This window comes from Halomarina ordinaria (assembly GCF_030553305.1).
Taxonomy (GTDB): domain Archaea; phylum Halobacteriota; class Halobacteria; order Halobacteriales; family Haloarculaceae; genus Halomarina; species Halomarina ordinaria.
This window is the reverse complement of the sequence record NZ_JARRAH010000001.1, coordinates 2,017,328-2,034,789: the sequence shown is the minus strand read 5'-3', so window position 1 is coordinate 2,034,789 and position 17,462 is coordinate 2,017,328. Positions and strand designations below refer to the sequence as shown.

Below are 17,462 nucleotides of genomic sequence, written 5' to 3'. Positions count from 1 at the left end.
GACGACGACGCGCTTTTGCCGCCCACCGAACAACGGAGGGGCATGAAGGCACTCACGCTCGGCCCCGAGGGGACGTACTCACACCGGGCCGCGCGGGCGGTCGCCGACGAGGTAACGTTCACCGAGTCGGTGACCGACATCGTCGAACGGGTCGCGGCGGGACAGGTCGACCGCGGCGTCGTCCCCATCGAGAACAGCATCGAGGGGAGCGTCACCGAGAGCCTCGACGCGCTGGCGACCCGGGACGTCGCCGTCGTCGAGGAGATCGTCACCCCCATCCGCCACGCACTGCTCGCCCAGCGCGAGGACTTCGAGGTGGTCGCCAGCCACGCCCAGGCGCTCGCACAGTGCCGGAGCTACCTGGAGGAGAACTACCCGCACGCCGTCCGCGAGGCGGTCGCGAGCACCGCCCGCGGCGTCGAACAGGCCCGCGAGGACCCCGCCGTCGCCGGCATCGGCCACCCCGACAACGCGGGCGAGGGCCTGCGCGTCCTCGCCGAGGACATCCAGGACCGCACCTCGAACGCGACGCGGTTCGTCGTCGTCGCCCCGGAGGCCGAGCGCAGCGAGGCCGGCGGGAAGAGTTCGCTCGTCGTCTACCCGAACACGAACTACCCCGGCTTGCTCCTCCGACTGCTCGAACCGTTCGCCGAGCGCGACATCGACCTGACGAGCGTCGAGTCCCGCCCCAGCGGCGAGCGGCTCGGCGACTACGTCTTCCACATGGACATCGCCGCCGGCCTCTACGAGGAGCGGACGAAGGAGGCCGTCGCCGCCATCGAGGGCGTCGTCGAAGAGGGGTGGGTGAAACGGCTGGGGTCGTACGACACCCGGCACGTCCTGTACTGAACGCTCCCCCGACAGTTTTGTCGTGACGGTATCACGTCACGGTATGGCAACTGAGGAGGGCTCCCTGCCCCCGTCGACCGTGCGGGCCGTCGAGCGGTTCCTCGACGACTGGCTGGTCGAGGGGGGCGTACCGGGCGTGAGCGTCGCCGTCGTCGACCGCGAGGGGGTGCTGTACGCGAACGGCCTCGGCGCACGGCGCACCGACCCCCGACTGCCGGCGACACCCCGAACGGTGTACGGCGTCGGGTCCATCGCGAAGGTCGTCACCGCAGTCACCGTCCTCCAGTTGACCGAACGCGGGGCCGTCGCACTGGACGATGCCATCGCGAACCACCTGCCGGTGCTCCGGGACGCGCCGGGCGACCCGGTCACGGTCGGGGAACTGCTGTCGCACTCCTCGGGGCTGCCGCGCGGGTTCTTCGCCGAACGTGACTCCGTCGCGGACCGCGAGGACCTGTTCCGGCACGTCGACGGGGTCGCCGACGGGCGACTCACCGACGAGGGGCGCTACATGTACTCCAACGCCGGGTTCGCGCTGCTCGGCGAACTCGTCGCCGCCGTCGACGGGCGCCCGTTCCCGGTCTACGCCGAGGAGGAGGTCCTCGCCCCGCTCGGGATGGACCGTTCGACGTTCGACCCCGGGACCCTCCCGGACGACGACCTGATGACGGGCTACCACCCCGACGGTGACCCGACGAGCGTCGAGGGATTCGCGGACGAGTTCCGACACGCCGGTTCCTCGGGCGGCCTCCTCAGCACGGCCGAGGACCTCGCAACGCTGGTTCGGTGTCTGCTGAACGGCGGCGAACACGACGGAACGCGAGTGCTCGGGTCCGAGCGCGTCGCGGCGATGTGCACCCGCCAGTCGCCGCCCCTGCCGACCGCGGACGGGACGGCACCCGGCTACGGCTACGGACTGGAGGTGAGCGAGTTCCTCGGCGAACCCCTCGTCGGTCACCGGGGCGGCATCTACGTCTCCGGCGGGTACGTCGGCTCCCTCCCCGAACGGGGCTACGGTGTCGCCCTCGCGTTCAACACGACGGGGCAACCGGTCGTCTCGACGGGAAAAGCGGTGCTCGCGCTCGTCTGCGGGGAACGTCCCGAGGAGGCCGTGGACCTGCTCGACGCCCGCGAGCGCGTGACGGCGGTGACGGGTACCTACGGGACATCCCGTGGGGAGATGACGGTTCGCGTCGAAGCCGGGCCGCTCGGAACCGTCCGGGTGACGGTCGAGGAACGGGACCTCTCGTTCACCGCCTCGCCGGACGGGGATCGACCGGGGCGCTCGTTCTCGACGGCGATGGGCGGCGGTGTGCGGTGGCGGGCCGACTTCCGCGAACGCGAAGGGGCGACCGGACGGGGAACGGACCTGTTGCTCTCGACGGGGAAGTGGACGGTACGGCTCACGCGGGAGTGACGCCCACGTGCCGACGGTTCACGCCCACCACGCGCCCGCGGGCCGGCAATTTATTTCCGATGCCGCCGTACCGTCGCCCATGACGCGACGAAACCCGTTCGAGGACATCGAGCGCATGTTCGAGGAGATGAACGAGGGGCTTCGCGCCTTCGACACCGGCCTCACGCGGGGCGTCCCCGTCGACGTCGTGGAGACCGACGAGGGGTACGTCGTCACCGCCGACCTCCCCGGCTACGAGAAGGAGGACATCGACGTCCGCCTCTCGGGGACGACGCTCACCATCTCCGCCGAGCGCGCCAGCGAGGAGGAAGAACAGGACGGCGAGTACGTCCGCCAGGAGCGCAGTCGCGAGTCGGTCACGCGCTCGGTCCGCCTCGGCAGCCGCCTGGACGGCGGGTCGACGGACGCCACCTACAACAACGGCATCCTCACCGTCACGCTGGCGAAGGAGGACGCGAACGGCGGGGAGTCCATCCCCATCAACTGAGGGCGACTCGGTCCCGGTCGCGTTTTCGTTTTCGCACGATTCGTCCGGCGAGCGCGGCGGTTCGGCGGCTCAGTCTATCTGAATCGCCGGCCGACCCGGTCGGGCCTTCCCGGCGAGGTCGTCGCTCGCGTCCTCGCCCCGGGTGACCCGCACGTCGGCGCCGAACTCGCGTTCGAGCAGCCACGCGGCGCGTTCGAGCGTCTCGCGCTCGCGGTCGGGCGTGAGCGCGGGGGAGAGCGACTGGCGCTCGTCCTGCAGGTCCTGCCCGTAGGCGGCGGCGGCGTCGCCCTGCTCGCGAATCGACGCCTCCTGCATCAGTTCGGAGATGACGTTCGGCGCGTCGCTCTCGACGGCGATGTCGAGCGCGCGGTGCTTCCACGCGGGCGCGACGACCACCTCGATGCGTTCGGGGTCCTCGATACCGGCCACGTCGATTATCTGGCGGACGTCGCCCCGGGTGTTCTCGACCAGTCGGCGCTCACGCTCGTGGTCGGCCGTGTCGTCCGCCGGTTCGGGGAACGGCGCCTCGGCGACGAAGCCGTCCTCCCCCAGTGCCGCCCACAGTTCCTCACAGAGGTGGGGCGTGACGGGAGCCAGCAGGCGCACCGCGACGCGCAGGCCGCGCTCGAACGTCTCGCCGTGGACGGCGTCGGCGTACTCGCGGTAGTTGCGCAGCAGGCCGACCAGTTCGCGCGTCTCGCGCAGCGCGGTGTTGAACGTCAGCGTCTCGTAGTCCTCGCGGGCGACGGCGACGGTGGCGTCTATCTCGCTGTCGACGTACTCGGCGACGGCGTCCCGCGCACCGTCGGCGGCCGCGGCGTCGAACGACTCGACCGTCTCGTGCAGGCGCTGGAGGAAGGCGTACGCCGACTGGACGCCCTGGTCGGTCCAGTCGAAGTCGCGCTCTGGCTGGGCGGCCTCCATCGTGAACAGCCGGGCGGTGTCGGCGCCGTACTCCGAGACGATGGCCTGCGGGGAGACGACGTTGCCCTTCGACTTCGACATCGCCTCGCCCTCCAACTGGACCATCCCCTGTGCGAGCAGGTTGGTGAACGGTTCGCGGTGGTCGAGGCCCTCGTGGTCGGCCAGCACCTTCGTGAAGAACCGCGAGTACAGCAGGTGCATCACGGCGTGTTCGATGCCGCCGACGTAGCGGTCGACGGGCATCCAGTCGTTGGCCCGCTCGCGGTCGAACGGTGCGGTGTCGAGGTCCGGTGAGACGTACCGCAGGAAGTACCACGAGGAGTCGACGAACGTGTCCATCGTGTCCGTCTCGCGGGTGGCCTCGCTCCCGCACTCGGGACAGGTCGTCGCCTTCCACTCCTCGGCGGCGTCGAGCGGGTTGCCCGTCGTGTTGATGAACGCGGGGAGTTCGACCGGCAGGTCGTCCTCGGGGACGACGACCGGGCCGCAGTCGTCGCAGTGGACGACCGGGATGGGCGTCCCCCAGTAGCGCTGGCGGGAGATACCCCAGTCGCGCAGGCGGTACTGGGTCGCCTCCTCGGCCCCCTCCGTCCCCTCGGTGATGCGTTCGCGGGCCGTCTCGCTGTCGAGGCCGTCGTACGCCCCGGAGTTGACGAGGACGCCGTCGTCGGTGTAGGCCGCCTCGCTCACGTCGGGGGCCTCGGGTGCGTCGCCCTCACCCTCGCTGGCGGGGGCGACGACCGGCACGATGTCGATGCCCATCTTCGTGGCGAAGGCGTGGTCGCGGGTGTCGTGGGCGGGCACGCCCATCAGCGCGCCCGTCCCCACGCCCGAGAGGACGAAGTCGGCGACGTAGACGGGTATCTCCTCGCCCGTGACGGGGTTGGTCGCGGCGAGGGCCGTCTCGACGCCGTTGGGTTCGTCGCCCTCCGGGTCGGCCTCGTGTTCGACGAACTCGCGGACTGCCTCGTCCGTCTCGACCAGTTCCTGCGTGATGGGGTGGTCGGGCGCCAGCGCGAAGAACGTCGCGCCGAAGGCGGTGTCCGCGCGCGTGGTGAAGGCCTCGACGGTGCCGTGGCTGCCGATTTGGAAGGGCAGGCGGGTGCCGTACTGGCGGCCGATCCAGTTGCGCTGCATCCCCCGCACGGAGTCGGGCCACCCCTCCAGTCGGTCGATGTCGTCGACCAGTTCGTCGGCGTACTCCGTTATCTTCAGGAACCACTGCGAGAGTTCCCGCGTCTCGACGGGCGTGTCGCAGCGCCAGCAGAGTTCGGCCTCGCCCTCGACCTGTTCGTCCGCGAGGACCGTCTCGCAGGAGGGACACCAGTTGACCTCGGCGTCGCGGCGTTCGACGAGGCCCTCCTCGTGGAAGCGGGCGAACAGCCACTGGTTCCAGCGGTAGTACTCGGGCGTGCAGGTCGTCACCTCGCGCTCCCAGTCGTAGCCGAAGCCCATCGACTCCATCTGCCCCTTCATCGTCTCGATGCAGTCGAAGGTCCACGTCGCCGGGTCGGTGTCGCGCTCCTTGGCGGCGTTCTCGGCGGGGAGGCCGAACGCGTCCCAGCCCATCGGGTGGAGGACGCTGTCCCCGCACATCCGGCGGTAACGGGCGTAGGCGTCCGTGATGGTGTAGTTCCGGACGTGCCCCATGTGGAGCTGTCCCGAGGGGTAGGGGTACATCCCGAGGACGTAGGTGGGGTCCTCGGCGTCGTCGGGGACGTGGTACACCCCGGCGTCCGTCCAGCGGTCCTGCCACTTCTGTTCTAGCTCGGTGTGGTCGAAGCCTCGTTGTTCCTGCATAGGGAGAGGGAGTTGCCTAGGCTACTCGGCCCGAGGTTCTTTAAGTTGTCATTCGACCCGGGGGTGACAGGTCGGGGACGAGCCGCGTCGCGTCGGGGCGGACACGGCGTGTGTCGAACGGTTGGACCGACGTAGTGGGGACCAGGCAGCCGGGCGCAGCGTGCAGGCTATATCCGTGCGTTGCCTCCCGTCAACTATGAGCCAGGAACCCGAGAGCGACGGGCTGGCGACGCGCGCCATCGACACGGTCACGCCCGGGTACTTCGGACGGCGAGACGTCGAGATGGACGCCATCGGCTGGGCACTCTTCCTCGGGCTGGTGATACTGCTCGTGCCGCTGTTGCCGTTCCTCGTCATCGTCTGGGCCATCTCGAAACTGTTCGAACAGGGGGCGTCGCGGCGGACGGGGTGACCTACCTGAGCCGGGTGTCGACGAGGTCGAAGGGATAGCCGGCGCCCGCCTCCTCGGCGTGCTCGTAGACGACGTGTGCGGTGGCGACGTCCTGGATGGCGAGGCCCGTCGAGTCGAAGACGGAGATACCCGTCTCGGGCGTGCGCCCCTCGCGTTTCCCGGCGACGATTTCGCCGACCTCGGCGTCGATGTCGTCGTCCGTCAGGACGCCCTGCGAGTAGGGGACGTTGATCTCCCCGGAGTGCGTCGTCTGGGAGTGGTCGTCGATGACGAGCGTCGCGTCCAGCAGGACCGCGTCTTCGAGTTCGTGCTTCCCGGCGGCGTCGGCCCCCATCGCGTTGACGTGGGTGCGCTCGCCGACCCACTCGCGTTTCACGATGGGGCTCTCGACGGGCGTCACGGTGGAGAGGACGTCGCAGGCGGCGGCCTCCTCGATGCTCCCCGCCCGGACGTCGAAGTCGTCGCCGAAGCGGTCGCGGAAGGCGGCGACCTTCGACTCGTCGAGGTCGCTGACGACGACGCGCTCGATGGGCCGGACCTCGCTGATGGCCTCCAGTTGGGTGTACGACTGGACGCCCGCGCCGACGATGCCGAGCGAACGCGCCCCCTCGACGGCGAGGTGGTCGGTGGCGACGGCGGCCGCCGCCCCCGTGCGCAGGCGCGTGACGCTCGTCCCGTCCATCACGGCCAGCGGGAAGGCGTTCGTCGGGTCGGAGTAGATGATGGTGCCGAGGACGGTGGGCAGGTCGTACGACGCCGCGTTGTCGGGGTGGACGTTGACCCACTTGATGCCGGCGGCGTCCCAGTCGCCCGCGTCGAGGTAGGCGGGCATCGACCGGAAGTCCCCGTTGTACTGGGGCAGGTCGATGTACGACTTCGCCGGCATCTGTGCGTCGCCGCGCTCGTAGGCGGCGAAGGCGTCCTCGACCGCACCGATGACCTCGGACAGCCGCGCGTTCGCCACGACGTCCTCGGGGTTCAACAGCAGCGTCTCCATGGCGGCAATACTTTCCGCCCGCTACTTAACGTGTCTGAAGCGTCCGGCGGGCAAGACTTTTCTCGAACGGTACGACAGTACGTCCATGCGACAGGTCCTCCTCCCCCTCTCCCTCGCCCTCCTCTGCGTCCTCGCCGGGTGCAACGGCCTCGCGCCGGGACTCGGCGACGGCGGCGAGGTGCCGGACGTGGAACCCGCCGACGTCCCGCGCGACATGTACGGCGGCACCGTCGCGCCGGGACTGACCGAACACGAGGTGGTGAACGCCTCCGCGCTGATGCGAGCGCACGCCTCGGTCGTCGAGAACCGGTCCGTGACCGTCGACCAGCGACGGTACTGGGCGCGGGGCGACGAGGTCCGACAGAACTCGACCGTGACCTATCGGTACGACCCCGACGCGGAGCGCCAGGCGGTGGAGAGCGACCGGATGACGGGTCGAGGCTCCGACGTCGGGATACGGCTCTGGACCAACGACTCGACGACGGTCGTCCGGGAGCGTCGTGGCGGCCGGACTCTCGAACGCCGACAGAGCCGCGACGGCGGGTGGCACTTCCCCAGCGGGCACACGGGTCAGTTGTGGAGCGTCCTCGACGGCGCACGCGACGTCTCGGTCAGCGCACTCGCCACCGAGGGCGAGTACGACCGCTACCGCGTCGACGTACTGGACGGGCGAGAGGGGACCACCGAGTTCGTCGTCGACGAGCGCGGGTTCGTCAGCGAGTACACGGTGAACCGGTCGACCAGGGCGGACGAGGTCGACCGCACGAGCGTCGAACTCACCGACGTCGGCCGGACGGACGTCGGCCGCCCCGGGTGGGTCGACGACGCGCTCTCGACCATCGCGGCCCGCGAGTACGTCGCTCCGGGGGTGGTCGAGGACCGCGTCGTCGACACGAACGCGCTCAGGCAGGCACACCGTGAGTCGCTCCGAAACGAGTCGGTCACCGTCGTCCGGGAGGACGTCCGCCGGACCGTCGACGGTGACCTCCTCGACCGGACGGCCGAACGCGACCGCCTCAGTGCCGACCGGGAGCGCTACTACCGCAACCGGACCAGCACGAGTCGCAACCGGACCTGGGAGACGCACCACTGGTCGAACGGGTCGGTCGGCTACTCCCGACAGGTGTCCCCCGAGGGAGACGTCAGTTACCCCGAGGAGGTCATCGGGAACGCACGGAGCGCTCCCACGCCGTCGTTCTCGACCTGGCTCCCGTACGCCGAGGAGACGACCGTCACCGAACTGGACGACGGTCGGTATCGCGTGGAGGCGACCGGCGTCCCCGGGTACGATACCGGGGCACGTCCCGCGGCGTCCTCGGACGCCAGCGTCTCGTTCGTCGTCGGCGAGGAGGGCTTCGTCGAGACGTACGAGGAGTCGTACGTCCGCGACGAGGGCGACCGGACGATTCGCGGGCGGGAGGAACTCCGCTACCGCGACCGGGGCGAGACGACGGTCCCCACCCCCGGGTGGCTCTCCGAGGCCGCGGACGAGCGTCCCGTCGTCGTCGAGGACGACCCGGAGCGCGTGAGCGAGAACGGAACGAACGGGGAGCGCGAGCGATGAGTCAGGACTCCTCGGCGACGAAGTCGATGGCCGGGACGCCGTTCGTCTGGACGACGACCCGGACCGTCCGGCCGCCGTCGCGGTCGAGGACGACCGCCTTCCGGTAGGGGTCGCCGTCCACCTCGACGGTGAACCCGAAGTCGGTCAGGCCCGTCGGGCGAAACGGGAGCGTCTCGACGTAGCGCGTGCGCTCGCCGCCGTCGAGGGTGAGCGTCGTCTCGAAGACCGTCGCCCCGTCGGCCTCGACCTCGACGCGCAGGTCGTGACGCTCGGCCGCGGCGTTCACGAGCACGAGCGTCGCGCTCCGCTCGACCGACTGCGCCGCCGGTTCCGCGTCGGCCGTCGACCCCGACGACGGGTCGGTCGGCGAACCGACACAACCGACGACGCCGAGCGCCGTCGCCAGCGAGAGCGAGACGAACGTCCGGCGAGAGGGGGACATGCGACCCGTTACTCCACGGGGTAGCATATGTATTCCTACTGGACAGACATCAGAAAAACGAGTTCGGGTCGCCCGACGGGGCGAGCGGTCGGCGGTCGGTGCGGTGCGAGTGGGTGCGGGTCGTGGAAGGCGTGGGTGGTGACTACCCGAGCGTCACATCGCGCCGCCCATGCCGCCCATACCGCCCATGCCACCCATGCCGCCGGGGGCGCCGCCCGCTTCCTCGTCGTCGTTGCCGCCGGTCGAGAGGTCGCCCGCCGCGATGATGTCGTCGATTTTGAGGACCAGGTTCGCCGCCTCGGTGGCCGAGGAGAGCGCCTGTTCCTTCGCGTGGGCGGGTTCGACGACGCCCGCCTCGAAGGTGTCCTCGACGTCGCCGCTGAAGACGTTCAGGCCCGCGCGGACCTGCCCGTCCTCGTGGGCGGCGCGGAGGTCGACGAGCGTGTCGATGGCGTCGAGGCCGGCGTTCTCGGCGAGGACGCGCGGGACGAGTTCGAGCGCGTCGGCGAACGCCTCGACGGCGAGCTGTTCGCGGCCCTCGACGGAGTCGGCGTAGTCGCGCAGACGCCGGGCGAGTTCGACCTCGATGGCACCGCCGCCGGCCAGCACGCGGCCGTCGGAGACGGTCTGGGCGACGACGTCGAGCGCGTCGGTGATGCCGCGCTCCAGTTCGTCGACGACGTGGTCGGTCGAGCCGCGCAGCAGGAGCGTCACGCCGTGGCTGTCGTCACCCTCGACGTAGAACAGCTCGTCGGCCTCGTCGCGGCTGACGCGGCCCTGGCCGAGGTCCTCCTCGGAGGCGCTGTCGAGGTCGCTGACGACGCGCGCGCCGAGGACCTCCTTCAGGAACTTCACGTCGGACTTCTTCACGCGACGGACCGCGAGGATGCCCTCCTTCGCGAGGTAGTGCTGGGCGAGGTCGTCGATGCCCTTCTGGCAGAAGACGACGTTCGCGCCCGTGGCCTTGATCTGCTCGACCTTCTCCTTCAGCTGTTTCTCCTCGTTGTCGAGGAAGCGCTGGAGCTGGTCGGGGCTGTCGACGGAGAGCTGCGTGTCGACGTCGGCCTCCTCGATCTCGATGGGCTCGTTGATGAGCATGACCCGGCCCTCCTCGACGGAGTCGGGCATGTCGGGGTGGACGGGGTCCTTGTCGATGGCCGCGCCCTGGAGGAGTTCGGACTCGCCCGCGGCGCGCCCGGTCTGGGTCTCGAGGTTGACGTACTCGAGATCGACGACGTTCTCGCCGTCGGGCCCCTCGACGGTGACCTGCTGGACGGCCTCGACGATGAGCCGTCCGAGGAGCTCCTTGTTGAGTTCGGCGCCCTTGCCGGTCATGGAGGTCTCCGCGACCTTCCGGAGGAGTTCCTCGTCGTCGGTGTCGACCTGCTCGGCGATGTCGTCGACCTCCTCGCGGGCCCGCTGGGAGGCGAGGTGGAAGCCCTTGATGATGGCCGTCGGGTGGATGTCCTGTTCGAGGAGGTCCTGGGCGTTCTTCAGGAGCTCGCCCGCGATGGCGACCGCGGTGGTCGTGCCGTCGCCGGCCTCGTCCTCCTGGGTCTCCGCGACCTCGACGATCATCTCGGCCGTCGGGTTGTCGATGTCCATCTCCTGCAGGATGGTGACGCCGTCGTTCGTGACGGTGACGTCGCCCATCGAGGAGACGAGCATCTTGTCCATCCCCTTCGGACCGAGGGTGGAGCGTACCGCCTCCGCGACCGCCCGCGCCGCCTGGATGTTGTGAGACTGCGCGTCGCGGTCTTTCATCCGCTGGGCGTCGTCGCCGAGGATGATCATCGGCTGACCCATTCGCTGTCGCTGGCTCATAATCGAGTCGAACGTTGTTTGTGCTTCTATATAAAAGCACGCGTTTTCGGCTCGCGTGTGCTATCACGATGCACGGTCCGAACCCACTCGAAACCCCCCTCGACGTCCGACACCGCGTTCCTTCTGCCCGTGACCGAAACTCGACGTACGCCGGGACGAACCGTCCGTAGCCGGCTCTTTAAATAGTGAAACTCACTCGACCGGCTCGCGCCAGGTGACGCGGACCGTCCCCACGGCGAAGGCGTCGTCCGAGTCGGGGTCGCGGCGGAACTGGACCGTGTTCTCGCCGGCCCGGAGCGTCGCGCCGGTCAGTACGTCCATCCAGCACTGCCAGCCCGACGAGGGCGGGAGGTCGAACCCCGAGAGCGACTCCCCGTTGACCAGTATCTCGTGACCGTACGTGCCCACGTCGAACGCCTGGACGGTGAGATAGCCGTCGACGGCCGAGTCGGTCGGGACGGTGAACGCCCGCTCGGCCGAGGCGTTCCCGGCGAACGCCGCCCACGACACGTCGAGGTCGGCCTCGTCCTCGCCGAGGTACTCGCTGAACTCGACCAGCGCGTAGTTGCTCCGGTACCGCTGTTCGTCCATACACGCAGCACCGAGGCGAGACACATAGCCTCGTGGATTCGGACAACCGGGAGGGGGAACTCGAGCGCGCGAATCTTCGCCCGGCAGGACCCGGTCGCGGCGAACCGCTCCCTGTTCTATCTCGCTGCACTCCGAAGAACGCCAGGACAGGGATTTGAACCCACTCGCACGTGCTCGCTTCGCTGTGCGCGTACTCGTTGCTCAAACTCTGTCGGTATCGATGGAGACGCCAGGACAGGGATTTGAACCCTGGATCCCAGAGGGAACACGCTTTCCAGGCGTGCGCCTTACCACTCGGCCATCCTGGCTCGTCAGAGGCTACTGGAACCACGGCTTAATCCCTTTCGTTCTGCCCCGGGCTACCCGTGCAGGAACCCGTCGGCGACGTAGGTGGCGACGCTCGCGGCCACCCCCACGACGACCGCCACCCCGACCAGCACCGACGCGTCGATGGGGTCGCCGCCGAACAGGCGATAGCCCTGCGCGAGGACGAGGAACGACAGCGCACCGATGATACCCCACAGCAGGCTGGCGCGCGTCCGGGGCCTCACGCCTCGTCGGAGCGGACCGCGACCGCCTCTATCTCGACGCCAGCGCCCTTCGGCAGCGCGCCGGCCTGCACCGCGCTCCGCGCCGGCGGGTCCGACTCGAAGAAGCCCGCGTACGCCTCGTTCATCTCCTCGAAGTCGTCGATGTCGGCGAGGAAGACCGTCGTCTTGAGCACCGAGGAGCGGTCCGCGCCGGCCGCTTCGAGGACCGCCTCGAGGTTCGCGAGCGCCTGTTCGGTCTGCTCGGCGATGGAGGCGTCGACGAGCGACTCGCCGTCGACCGTGAGGGCGATCTGCCCCGCCGTGAAGACGAGGTCGCCGGTCGTCGTCGCCTGACTGTACGCCCCCACGGCGGCGGGCGCGTCGTCCGTGCTGACGGTTCGCTTCATGTCGCACCACTCCGACGGCGACGGCATAAATCCCGACGACCCCGGGCGCTGGCGCTGACTGCACGCGGTCCCCCCTCCCCGTCGCGGCCGCGACACCCAGATACGCCCGCAGTCACCGCGCCACCGCCCAAGCACTTACCCGATGCCTCCGAGCGGTACGTATGGACGCGACGAACGTCGCCGTCGCCTGCCAGGGCGGCGGGAGTCACACGGCCTTCACCGCGGGCGCGCTGCGCGAACTGCTGCCGGCGCTCGACGCGAGCGACGACCACCGCCTCGTCGGCCTGTCGGGTACCTCCGGGGGCGCGCTCTCGGCGCTCGCGGCGTGGTACGGCCTCCAGACGGGCGGGCCGGAGCGGGCACGCGACCTCCTCGCCCGGGCGTGGGCGGACCTCGCGGCCGACGACCCGCTCGACCGCTGGGCGAACGCCTGGACCGTCGCCGGGTCGCGGCTGGTCAACGGCGGGGCCGCCGTCGCCGAAATCAGTCCCTACCACAACCCCGCCGCACGGTGGGGTGAACGCAGGCTGCGCGACCTGCTCGACTCGCTCGTCGACTTCGACGCCCTCCCGCGACTCGCCGCCCGCGAGGGGAGCCCCGCGCTGCAGGTCGGGACCGTCGACATCAACGGGGGCTGTTTCGAGACGTTCGACGCGACGCGGCTCACGCTCGACGCCACGCTCGCCTCGATGGCGCTCCCCGAACTGTTCCGCGCCGTGGCGATGAACGGCCACTACCACTGGGACGGCCTGTTCTCGCAGAACCCGCCGATTCGCGACCTGATGGAGGTGCCACCGGACCGCAAGCCCGAGGAGCTGTGGGTCGTCCAGATAAACCCCCAGGAGCGCGAGGGACGCCCCACGTCGCTGCTGGAGATAGCCGACCGACGCAACGAGCTGTCGGGTAACCTCTCGCTCAACCAGGAACTCCGGTTCGTCGAGCGCGTCAACGAGTGGGTCGAGGCGGGCTACCTGCCGGAGGAGCGGTTCGTCCACACCGACGTCCACCGCGTCGCGCTCGACGGCGAGTTCGGCCTGAGTTCGAAACTCGACCGCTCGCCCCGGTTCGTCGAGCGGTTGCTGGCCGCCGGCGAGGAGGAGGCGAGGGCGTTCCTCGACGGGCACGAGGGAGTGTGAGCCGCCGGGTCGGCTTCGAGAGGCCGCCGGACTCGGCCGCGAGGCCGACTACAGCAGCACTTCGACCGGGTAGCCCTTCGACTCGAGGACGTCGATGAGGTGTTCGACGTGGTCGTGTCCGCGCGTCTCCAGGTCGAGTTCCACCTCGGCGGAGGACATCCCCACGTCGCGGGCGGTCCGGTCGTGCTGGATGGCGTAGATGTTCGCGCGCTCCTCGGCGATGACGGTCGCGAGTCGACGGAGCGCCCCCGGTTCGTCGGTGAGGACCGTCTTGAGGCGGAGGTAGCGCCCGCGCTCGATGAGCCCGCGCATGAGGACGGTGGTGAGCGTGTTGGAGTCGATGTTCCCCCCGCAGACGAGCGGGACGATGACCTCGCCCTCGTCGTAGTCGAACGTCCCCTCGATGACGGCGGCGAGGGCGGCCGCGCCGGCACCTTCGGCGAGCACCTTCGAGCGCTCCAGCAGGTAGGTGATGGCCATCGCTATCTCGGGGTCCGAGACGGTGACCACCTCGTCGACGCGCTCGCGGATGACGGGGAACGTCCGGTCGCCGGCGCGGCCCACCGCGATGCCGTCGGCGATGGTGTCGACGGCGTCGAGCGAGACCACCTCGCCCTTCACGAGCGAGTCGGCCACGCTGGAGGCCCCCTCCGCCTGCACGCCGACGACGCGCACGTCGTCGTCGAGGCCCTTCACCGCCGTGGCGATGCCCGAGATGAGGCCGCCGCCGCCGATGGGGACGACGACGGTGTCGACCTCGGGGCAGTCCTCGAGTATCTCGAGGCCGATTGTCCCCTGGCCGGCCATCACGTCCTCGTCGTCGAAGGCGTGGACGTAGAACCGGTCCTCCTCGCGCTCGATGTCGTGGGCGTGGGCCTGCGCCGCGTCGTAGTCCGCGCCGTGGAGGACGACGGTGCCGCCGTAGCCCTCCGTCGCCTTCACCTTCGAGATGGGGGCGTTCTCGGGCATGACGATGGTCGCGTCGACGCCGGCCCGCGTGGCCGCGAGCGCGACGCCCTGGGCGTGGTTGCCGGCGCTCGCGGTGACGACGCCCGCCTCGCGCGCCGACTCCGGGAGCGTGGCGATGCGGTTGGTCGCGCCGCGAATCTTGAACGCGCCGGTGCGCTGGAACTGTTCGTACTTCGGGTAGACCTCGGCACCGGTGAACCGGGAGAAGGTGTGGGAGTAGTCGATGGGGGTGTGGACGGCGGCGTCGCCGATGCGCTCGCGCGCCGCACGAACGTCGTCGAGCGTCAGCATGCCCGGCGCTACCGCTGCGGGGGTGTTACGTGTTTTGAATGGCCGAGGGGAGCCCCCGACCGGAACACAGGTGGGGACGCTCCACCGTGGAGCGTGTGACGTCTGCCGTATTGCCCACCACAAATATAAACCCCACCCATCCGGACCGAAAGTGAAACCGCCATACAGCGGCCCGATTCCGGCGTCGTCAGACGGCTGGCGAACGAGCGTCAGCCGTCTGTTCTGACGACGACAGGTTGCCGGCGGAGGTAGTGCCGGACGCGCTCGGGAAAGGGGTCCTCGCCGGGCCAGTCGACGGGGACGAACAGCGACTCCGGGTCGCCGACGTAGGTCCAGACCGACCCCTCGCGGGTGTCGCTCGGGACGCGGACGCGGGTGTAGATGCCCCGGTCGACGCCCTCGTAGGCGTCGAGGCGTTCGAGGTGGGCGGTCCGGAGCAACCGCCCGTGGACCTCCCCGCCGGGGGCGAGCGTCGGGTACGTCCCGTCGACGCGGTGGAGCCCCGAGAGCGTCGCCTCGCCGACGAACGTCCCGTCGTCGACGACCTCGGCCACGCGTTCGGGGTCGGCCAGCGTCCCGTAGACGAACACGTCCATACCACCCGTCCGGTCGGGGGCGACGTAAACGGACCGGCACGCTCAAACGGCGCCCGACCGAACCCACGGACAGTGCAGTTCGCGTCGAGAACCCGTCTCCTCGGCGTCTGGAAGCGCGTCTTCTCCCTGTCGTGGCCGGTGATGGCCGAACAGACCTTCCGGACGCTCATGCGGACGACGGACGTCGTCGTCACCGCCGCCATCTCCCCCGTCGCCGTCGCCGCCATCGGCCTGGCCGACCTCTACGCCCGCTTCCCCCTCTGGATCGGGCTGGGCATGGGCGGCGGCGCCATCGCCCTCTCCAGTCAGGACACCGGAGCGACGGCCGCCCCCGTCGACGACGGGACCGGGAGTGGTCGTGGGCGCGAGACCGCGGCCGCCGCCGCCAACCGCGACCAGGCCATCAGCACCGCCGTCGTCATCGGCGCGCTCCTCGGCCTCCCGTTCGTCGCGGTCGGCCTCCTGTTCGGCGAGGCGGCCATCGCGCTGCTCGGTGCGCCACCGGCGGTGGTGCGCCTCGGCGGGGCCTACCTCGCGGTCGTCTTCGCCACCGCGCCCGCGCGCCACGTCTCGCTCGTCGCCGCCCGCGCGCTCCAGGGCACCGGCGACACCCGCACCCCGATGTACGTCAACGTCGTCGCCAACGGTCTCAACATCACCGGCAGCGTCGTCCTCGGTCTCGGCCTGCTCGGTGCACCGGCGCTCGGCGTCGTCGGCGTCGGCCTCGCCACCGCCGCCGGGAACGTCTTCACCGCCGTCGCCCTCCTCGTGGCGCTCGCGACCGACTGGGCCGACGCCGACCTCGTCGTCCCCTCCGACCCGGTCGTCGCGCGCCAGCTCGTCGCCGTCAGCGCCCCCTCCGTCGCCGAGGGCCTCGCCTCGACGCTCGCGGAGTTCCCGCTCAACAGCATCCTCCTCGGCTTCGGGACGGAGGTCAACGCCGCCTTCCAGATCGGCCGGCGGATGTACCAGCAGGTGACGGGGCCGCTCTCGCGGGGGTACAACGTCGCCGCGAGCGTCGTGGTCGGGCAGGCGCTGGGCGACGGCGACCCGGGACGGGCGCGCTTCGAGGGGTGGGCGACGGCCGCGCTCGGTCTCTGCACCGTCGGGGGCGTCGGCCTCCTGCTGGTGGCCGGCGCGGACGCGTTCGTCGCGGCCTTCACCGACGACCCCGAGACGACGCGCTACGCCGTCGACTTCGCGCGCGTCTACGGCCTCACCGGCGGGTTCCTCGCCACGTTCACCGTCCTGCAGGGGGCGCTCCGGGGGGCGAGCGAGACGCGCGTCCCCTTCGTCGCGCGCACCTCCGGGCTGTTCGGCTTCATGGTCGGGGTCACCTACTTCGTCGGCGTCCACCTCGACTACGGCGTCGTCGGGGCGTACGCCGGCATCGCCCTCGCCTACGTCTGGATGGCGCTCGTCGTGACCGTGAGCTTCGGGCGCTCGGACTGGGCGGGCCGGGCCACGCGGCTGATGACCGAACGCGGGAGCCTCGCGGAAGACTGAGGCGAACGCTCAGGCGACGGCCGAGAGCCCCCCGACCACGCCGAGGACCGCCAGCAGGCGGACGACGGTGCCGACGAAGGTGGCGAGCGCGAACTTCAACCGGTCCGTCTCGACGACGGTGAACGCGTAGATGAGCGCCGTGTCGGGCATCAGCGGGACCGAGAGGCCGGCGGCGAGGCCGAGGTAGCCGTGGTCGCCGACGCGTCGGACGAGCGCGCGCTGGCGCGCGGCGAGCCACGGCGGCACCCGCCCGTAGAGCCTGACGAACGGGCTGGTCCGCGTCGCCCCGTCACGGAGCGAGAGCGCGAGGAGGCTCCCGACGGCCTTCCCGAGGCTGCTGACGACGACGAGCAACCCGAGTTCCGTGGTGTGACTGAGCCCGAGGTCGAGGGGGACGGCGAGCACCACCTCGCCGGGGAAGGGCAGGACCGTCGCCACGAGGAGGGAGTAGACGAGGACGACGAACAGCGCGAACGGACCGGTGGAGAACTCCAGTAGCGACTGGACGGCGGGGGGGACCGATTCGTACACGTCGGAGAGCGAGGGGTGGGAGGTTGTAAGCTTCGTGGCCCGACGTGTTGCCACACGACGGTTTGCTGCGCGGGCGACTCCGCCGCCCGCTGGCAACCCCTCGACCAAAAACCGCGCCTCACCCCCTCGCGATGCTCGGGGGTCGACGCGGCCGCTCACTCCACTCGCTCGCGGGAGAGTATGGAGGAG

17 protein-coding genes and 1 tRNA gene are annotated in these 17,462 nt (G+C 70.3%); 7 read left to right on the top strand and 11 right to left on the bottom strand.

The genetic code is table 11. The features are described from left to right. Positions 1 to 42 precede the first annotated feature (42 nt). From pheA to P1Y20_RS10990, 3 genes are all read left to right on the top strand, one after another. Entirely contained in the window at positions 43 to 849 is an 807-nt protein-coding gene (gene pheA, locus P1Y20_RS11000; RefSeq protein WP_304448703.1) for a prephenate dehydratase, read from the top strand. Positions 850 to 892: 43 nt separating this feature from the next. Next, the gene (locus P1Y20_RS10995) at positions 893 to 2,266 is read left to right on the top strand and encodes a serine hydrolase domain-containing protein (RefSeq protein WP_304448702.1); all 1,374 of its coding nucleotides are present in this window, start codon (positions 893 to 895) and stop codon (positions 2,264 to 2,266) included. 79 nt (positions 2,267 to 2,345) lie between these two features. Further along, entirely contained in the window at positions 2,346 to 2,753 is a 408-nt protein-coding gene (locus P1Y20_RS10990) for an Hsp20/alpha crystallin family protein (protein WP_304448701.1), read from the top strand. Between the two features lie 69 nt (positions 2,754 to 2,822). Here the strand turns inward: P1Y20_RS10990 and leuS are convergent, their stop codons facing one another. Next, on the bottom strand, positions 2,823 to 5,477 hold the full coding sequence (leuS, locus tag P1Y20_RS10985; RefSeq protein ID WP_304448700.1) for a leucine--tRNA ligase: 2,655 nt from the start codon (positions 5,475 to 5,477) through the stop codon (positions 2,823 to 2,825). 196 nt (positions 5,478 to 5,673) lie between these two features. Between leuS and P1Y20_RS10980 the strand changes: the two genes are divergently transcribed. After that, complete coding sequence (locus P1Y20_RS10980) at positions 5,674 to 5,889, top strand: DUF7535 family protein (protein WP_304448699.1); 216 nt, start codon at positions 5,674 to 5,676, stop codon at positions 5,887 to 5,889. A gap of 1 nt (position 5,890) precedes the next feature. On the opposite strand, the gene P1Y20_RS10975 is transcribed toward P1Y20_RS10980, so the two are convergent. Then, complete coding sequence (locus P1Y20_RS10975) at positions 5,891 to 6,886, bottom strand: ornithine cyclodeaminase family protein (RefSeq protein WP_304448698.1); 996 nt, start codon at positions 6,884 to 6,886, stop codon at positions 5,891 to 5,893. An 85-nt stretch (positions 6,887 to 6,971) separates the two neighbouring features. On the opposite strand from P1Y20_RS10975, the gene P1Y20_RS10970 reads away from it, so the two are divergent. Next, positions 6,972 to 8,450, top strand: coding sequence for a hypothetical protein (locus P1Y20_RS10970; protein ID WP_304448697.1), 1,479 nt, complete (start codon positions 6,972 to 6,974; stop codon positions 8,448 to 8,450). A 1-nt stretch (position 8,451) separates the two neighbouring features. Here P1Y20_RS10970 and P1Y20_RS10965 read toward each other — a convergent pair whose 3' ends face one another. From P1Y20_RS10965 to P1Y20_RS10940, 6 genes are all read right to left on the bottom strand, one after another. Next, positions 8,452 to 8,892: an Ig-like domain-containing protein gene (locus tag P1Y20_RS10965; RefSeq protein ID WP_304448696.1), complete on the bottom strand. Its 441-nt coding sequence runs from the start codon at positions 8,890 to 8,892 to the stop codon at positions 8,452 to 8,454. Between the two features lie 153 nt (positions 8,893 to 9,045). After that, the gene (gene thsB, locus P1Y20_RS10960; RefSeq protein ID WP_304448695.1) at positions 9,046 to 10,716 is read right to left on the bottom strand and encodes a thermosome subunit beta; all 1,671 of its coding nucleotides are present in this window, start codon (positions 10,714 to 10,716) and stop codon (positions 9,046 to 9,048) included. 192 nt (positions 10,717 to 10,908) lie between these two features. Then, positions 10,909 to 11,307 (bottom strand): DUF7383 domain-containing protein, encoded by a 399-nt coding sequence (locus P1Y20_RS10955; RefSeq protein ID WP_304448694.1) that lies wholly within the window; start codon positions 11,305 to 11,307, stop codon positions 10,909 to 10,911. Positions 11,308 to 11,534: 227 nt separating this feature from the next. Beyond that, positions 11,535 to 11,615, bottom strand: a tRNA-Ser gene (locus P1Y20_RS10950). Between the two features lie 51 nt (positions 11,616 to 11,666). Continuing rightward, positions 11,667 to 11,858 carry a DUF7981 family protein gene (locus tag P1Y20_RS10945; protein ID WP_304448693.1) on the bottom strand — a complete coding sequence of 64 codons (192 nt, stop codon included), beginning with the start codon at positions 11,856 to 11,858 and terminating at the stop codon, positions 11,667 to 11,669. Further along, on the bottom strand, positions 11,855 to 12,244 hold the full coding sequence (locus P1Y20_RS10940; RefSeq protein WP_304448692.1) for a Rid family detoxifying hydrolase: 390 nt from the start codon (positions 12,242 to 12,244) through the stop codon (positions 11,855 to 11,857). The genes P1Y20_RS10945 and P1Y20_RS10940 overlap by 4 nt, the downstream gene beginning before the upstream one ends. A 161-nt stretch (positions 12,245 to 12,405) precedes the next feature. Between P1Y20_RS10940 and P1Y20_RS10935 the strand changes: the two genes are divergently transcribed. Continuing rightward, positions 12,406 to 13,380 carry a patatin-like phospholipase family protein gene (locus P1Y20_RS10935; RefSeq protein WP_304448691.1) on the top strand — a complete coding sequence of 325 codons (975 nt, stop codon included), beginning with the start codon at positions 12,406 to 12,408 and terminating at the stop codon, positions 13,378 to 13,380. A gap of 48 nt (positions 13,381 to 13,428) precedes the next feature. Here P1Y20_RS10935 and ilvA read toward each other — a convergent pair whose 3' ends face one another. Together ilvA and P1Y20_RS10925 are read right to left on the bottom strand one after the other, a co-directional pair. Continuing rightward, the gene (gene ilvA / locus P1Y20_RS10930) at positions 13,429 to 14,640 is read right to left on the bottom strand and encodes a threonine ammonia-lyase (RefSeq protein ID WP_304448690.1); all 1,212 of its coding nucleotides are present in this window, start codon (positions 14,638 to 14,640) and stop codon (positions 13,429 to 13,431) included. A 209-nt stretch (positions 14,641 to 14,849) separates the two neighbouring features. Continuing rightward, on the bottom strand, positions 14,850 to 15,236 hold the full coding sequence (locus P1Y20_RS10925; protein ID WP_304448689.1) for a gamma-glutamylcyclotransferase family protein: 387 nt from the start codon (positions 15,234 to 15,236) through the stop codon (positions 14,850 to 14,852). A gap of 141 nt (positions 15,237 to 15,377) precedes the next feature. On the opposite strand from P1Y20_RS10925, the gene P1Y20_RS10920 reads away from it, so the two are divergent. Further along, positions 15,378 to 16,742, top strand: a complete 1,365-nt coding sequence (locus P1Y20_RS10920; protein WP_304449487.1) for an MATE family efflux transporter — start codon at positions 15,378 to 15,380, stop codon at positions 16,740 to 16,742. A gap of 9 nt (positions 16,743 to 16,751) precedes the next feature. On the opposite strand, the gene P1Y20_RS10915 is transcribed toward P1Y20_RS10920, so the two are convergent. After that, on the bottom strand, positions 16,752 to 17,273 hold the full coding sequence (locus P1Y20_RS10915; RefSeq protein ID WP_304448688.1) for a hypothetical protein: 522 nt from the start codon (positions 17,271 to 17,273) through the stop codon (positions 16,752 to 16,754). Between the last annotated feature and the right edge of the window lie 189 nt (positions 17,274 to 17,462).

Excerpts from the sequence above, each read along its gene's own strand:
- P1Y20_RS10980 (WP_304448699.1), top strand. The coding sequence starts at position 5,674 with ATGAGCCAGGAACCCGAGAGCGACGGGCTGGCGACGCGCGCCATCGAC.
- ilvA (WP_304448690.1), bottom strand. The coding sequence starts at position 14,640 with ATGCTGACGCTCGACGACGTTCGTGCGGCGCGCGAGCGCATCGGCGAC.
- leuS (WP_304448700.1), bottom strand. The coding sequence starts at position 5,477 with ATGCAGGAACAACGAGGCTTCGACCACACCGAGCTAGAACAGAAGTGG.
- P1Y20_RS10935 (WP_304448691.1), top strand. The coding sequence starts at position 12,406 with ATGGACGCGACGAACGTCGCCGTCGCCTGCCAGGGCGGCGGGAGTCAC.
- P1Y20_RS10975 (WP_304448698.1), bottom strand. The coding sequence starts at position 6,886 with ATGGAGACGCTGCTGTTGAACCCCGAGGACGTCGTGGCGAACGCGCGG.
- P1Y20_RS10925 (WP_304448689.1), bottom strand. The coding sequence starts at position 15,236 with ATGGACGTGTTCGTCTACGGGACGCTGGCCGACCCCGAACGCGTGGCC.
- P1Y20_RS10940 (WP_304448692.1), bottom strand. The coding sequence starts at position 12,244 with ATGAAGCGAACCGTCAGCACGGACGACGCGCCCGCCGCCGTGGGGGCG.
- P1Y20_RS10970 (WP_304448697.1), top strand. The coding sequence starts at position 6,972 with ATGCGACAGGTCCTCCTCCCCCTCTCCCTCGCCCTCCTCTGCGTCCTC.
- thsB (WP_304448695.1), bottom strand. The coding sequence starts at position 10,716 with ATGAGCCAGCGACAGCGAATGGGTCAGCCGATGATCATCCTCGGCGAC.
- P1Y20_RS10990 (WP_304448701.1), top strand. The coding sequence starts at position 2,346 with ATGACGCGACGAAACCCGTTCGAGGACATCGAGCGCATGTTCGAGGAG.
- P1Y20_RS10965 (WP_304448696.1), bottom strand. The coding sequence starts at position 8,892 with ATGTCCCCCTCTCGCCGGACGTTCGTCTCGCTCTCGCTGGCGACGGCG.
- P1Y20_RS10995 (WP_304448702.1), top strand. The coding sequence starts at position 893 with ATGGCAACTGAGGAGGGCTCCCTGCCCCCGTCGACCGTGCGGGCCGTC.
- pheA (WP_304448703.1), top strand. The coding sequence starts at position 43 with ATGAAGGCACTCACGCTCGGCCCCGAGGGGACGTACTCACACCGGGCC.
- P1Y20_RS10955 (WP_304448694.1), bottom strand. The coding sequence starts at position 11,307 with ATGGACGAACAGCGGTACCGGAGCAACTACGCGCTGGTCGAGTTCAGC.
- P1Y20_RS10920 (WP_304449487.1), top strand. The coding sequence starts at position 15,378 with ATGGCCGAACAGACCTTCCGGACGCTCATGCGGACGACGGACGTCGTC.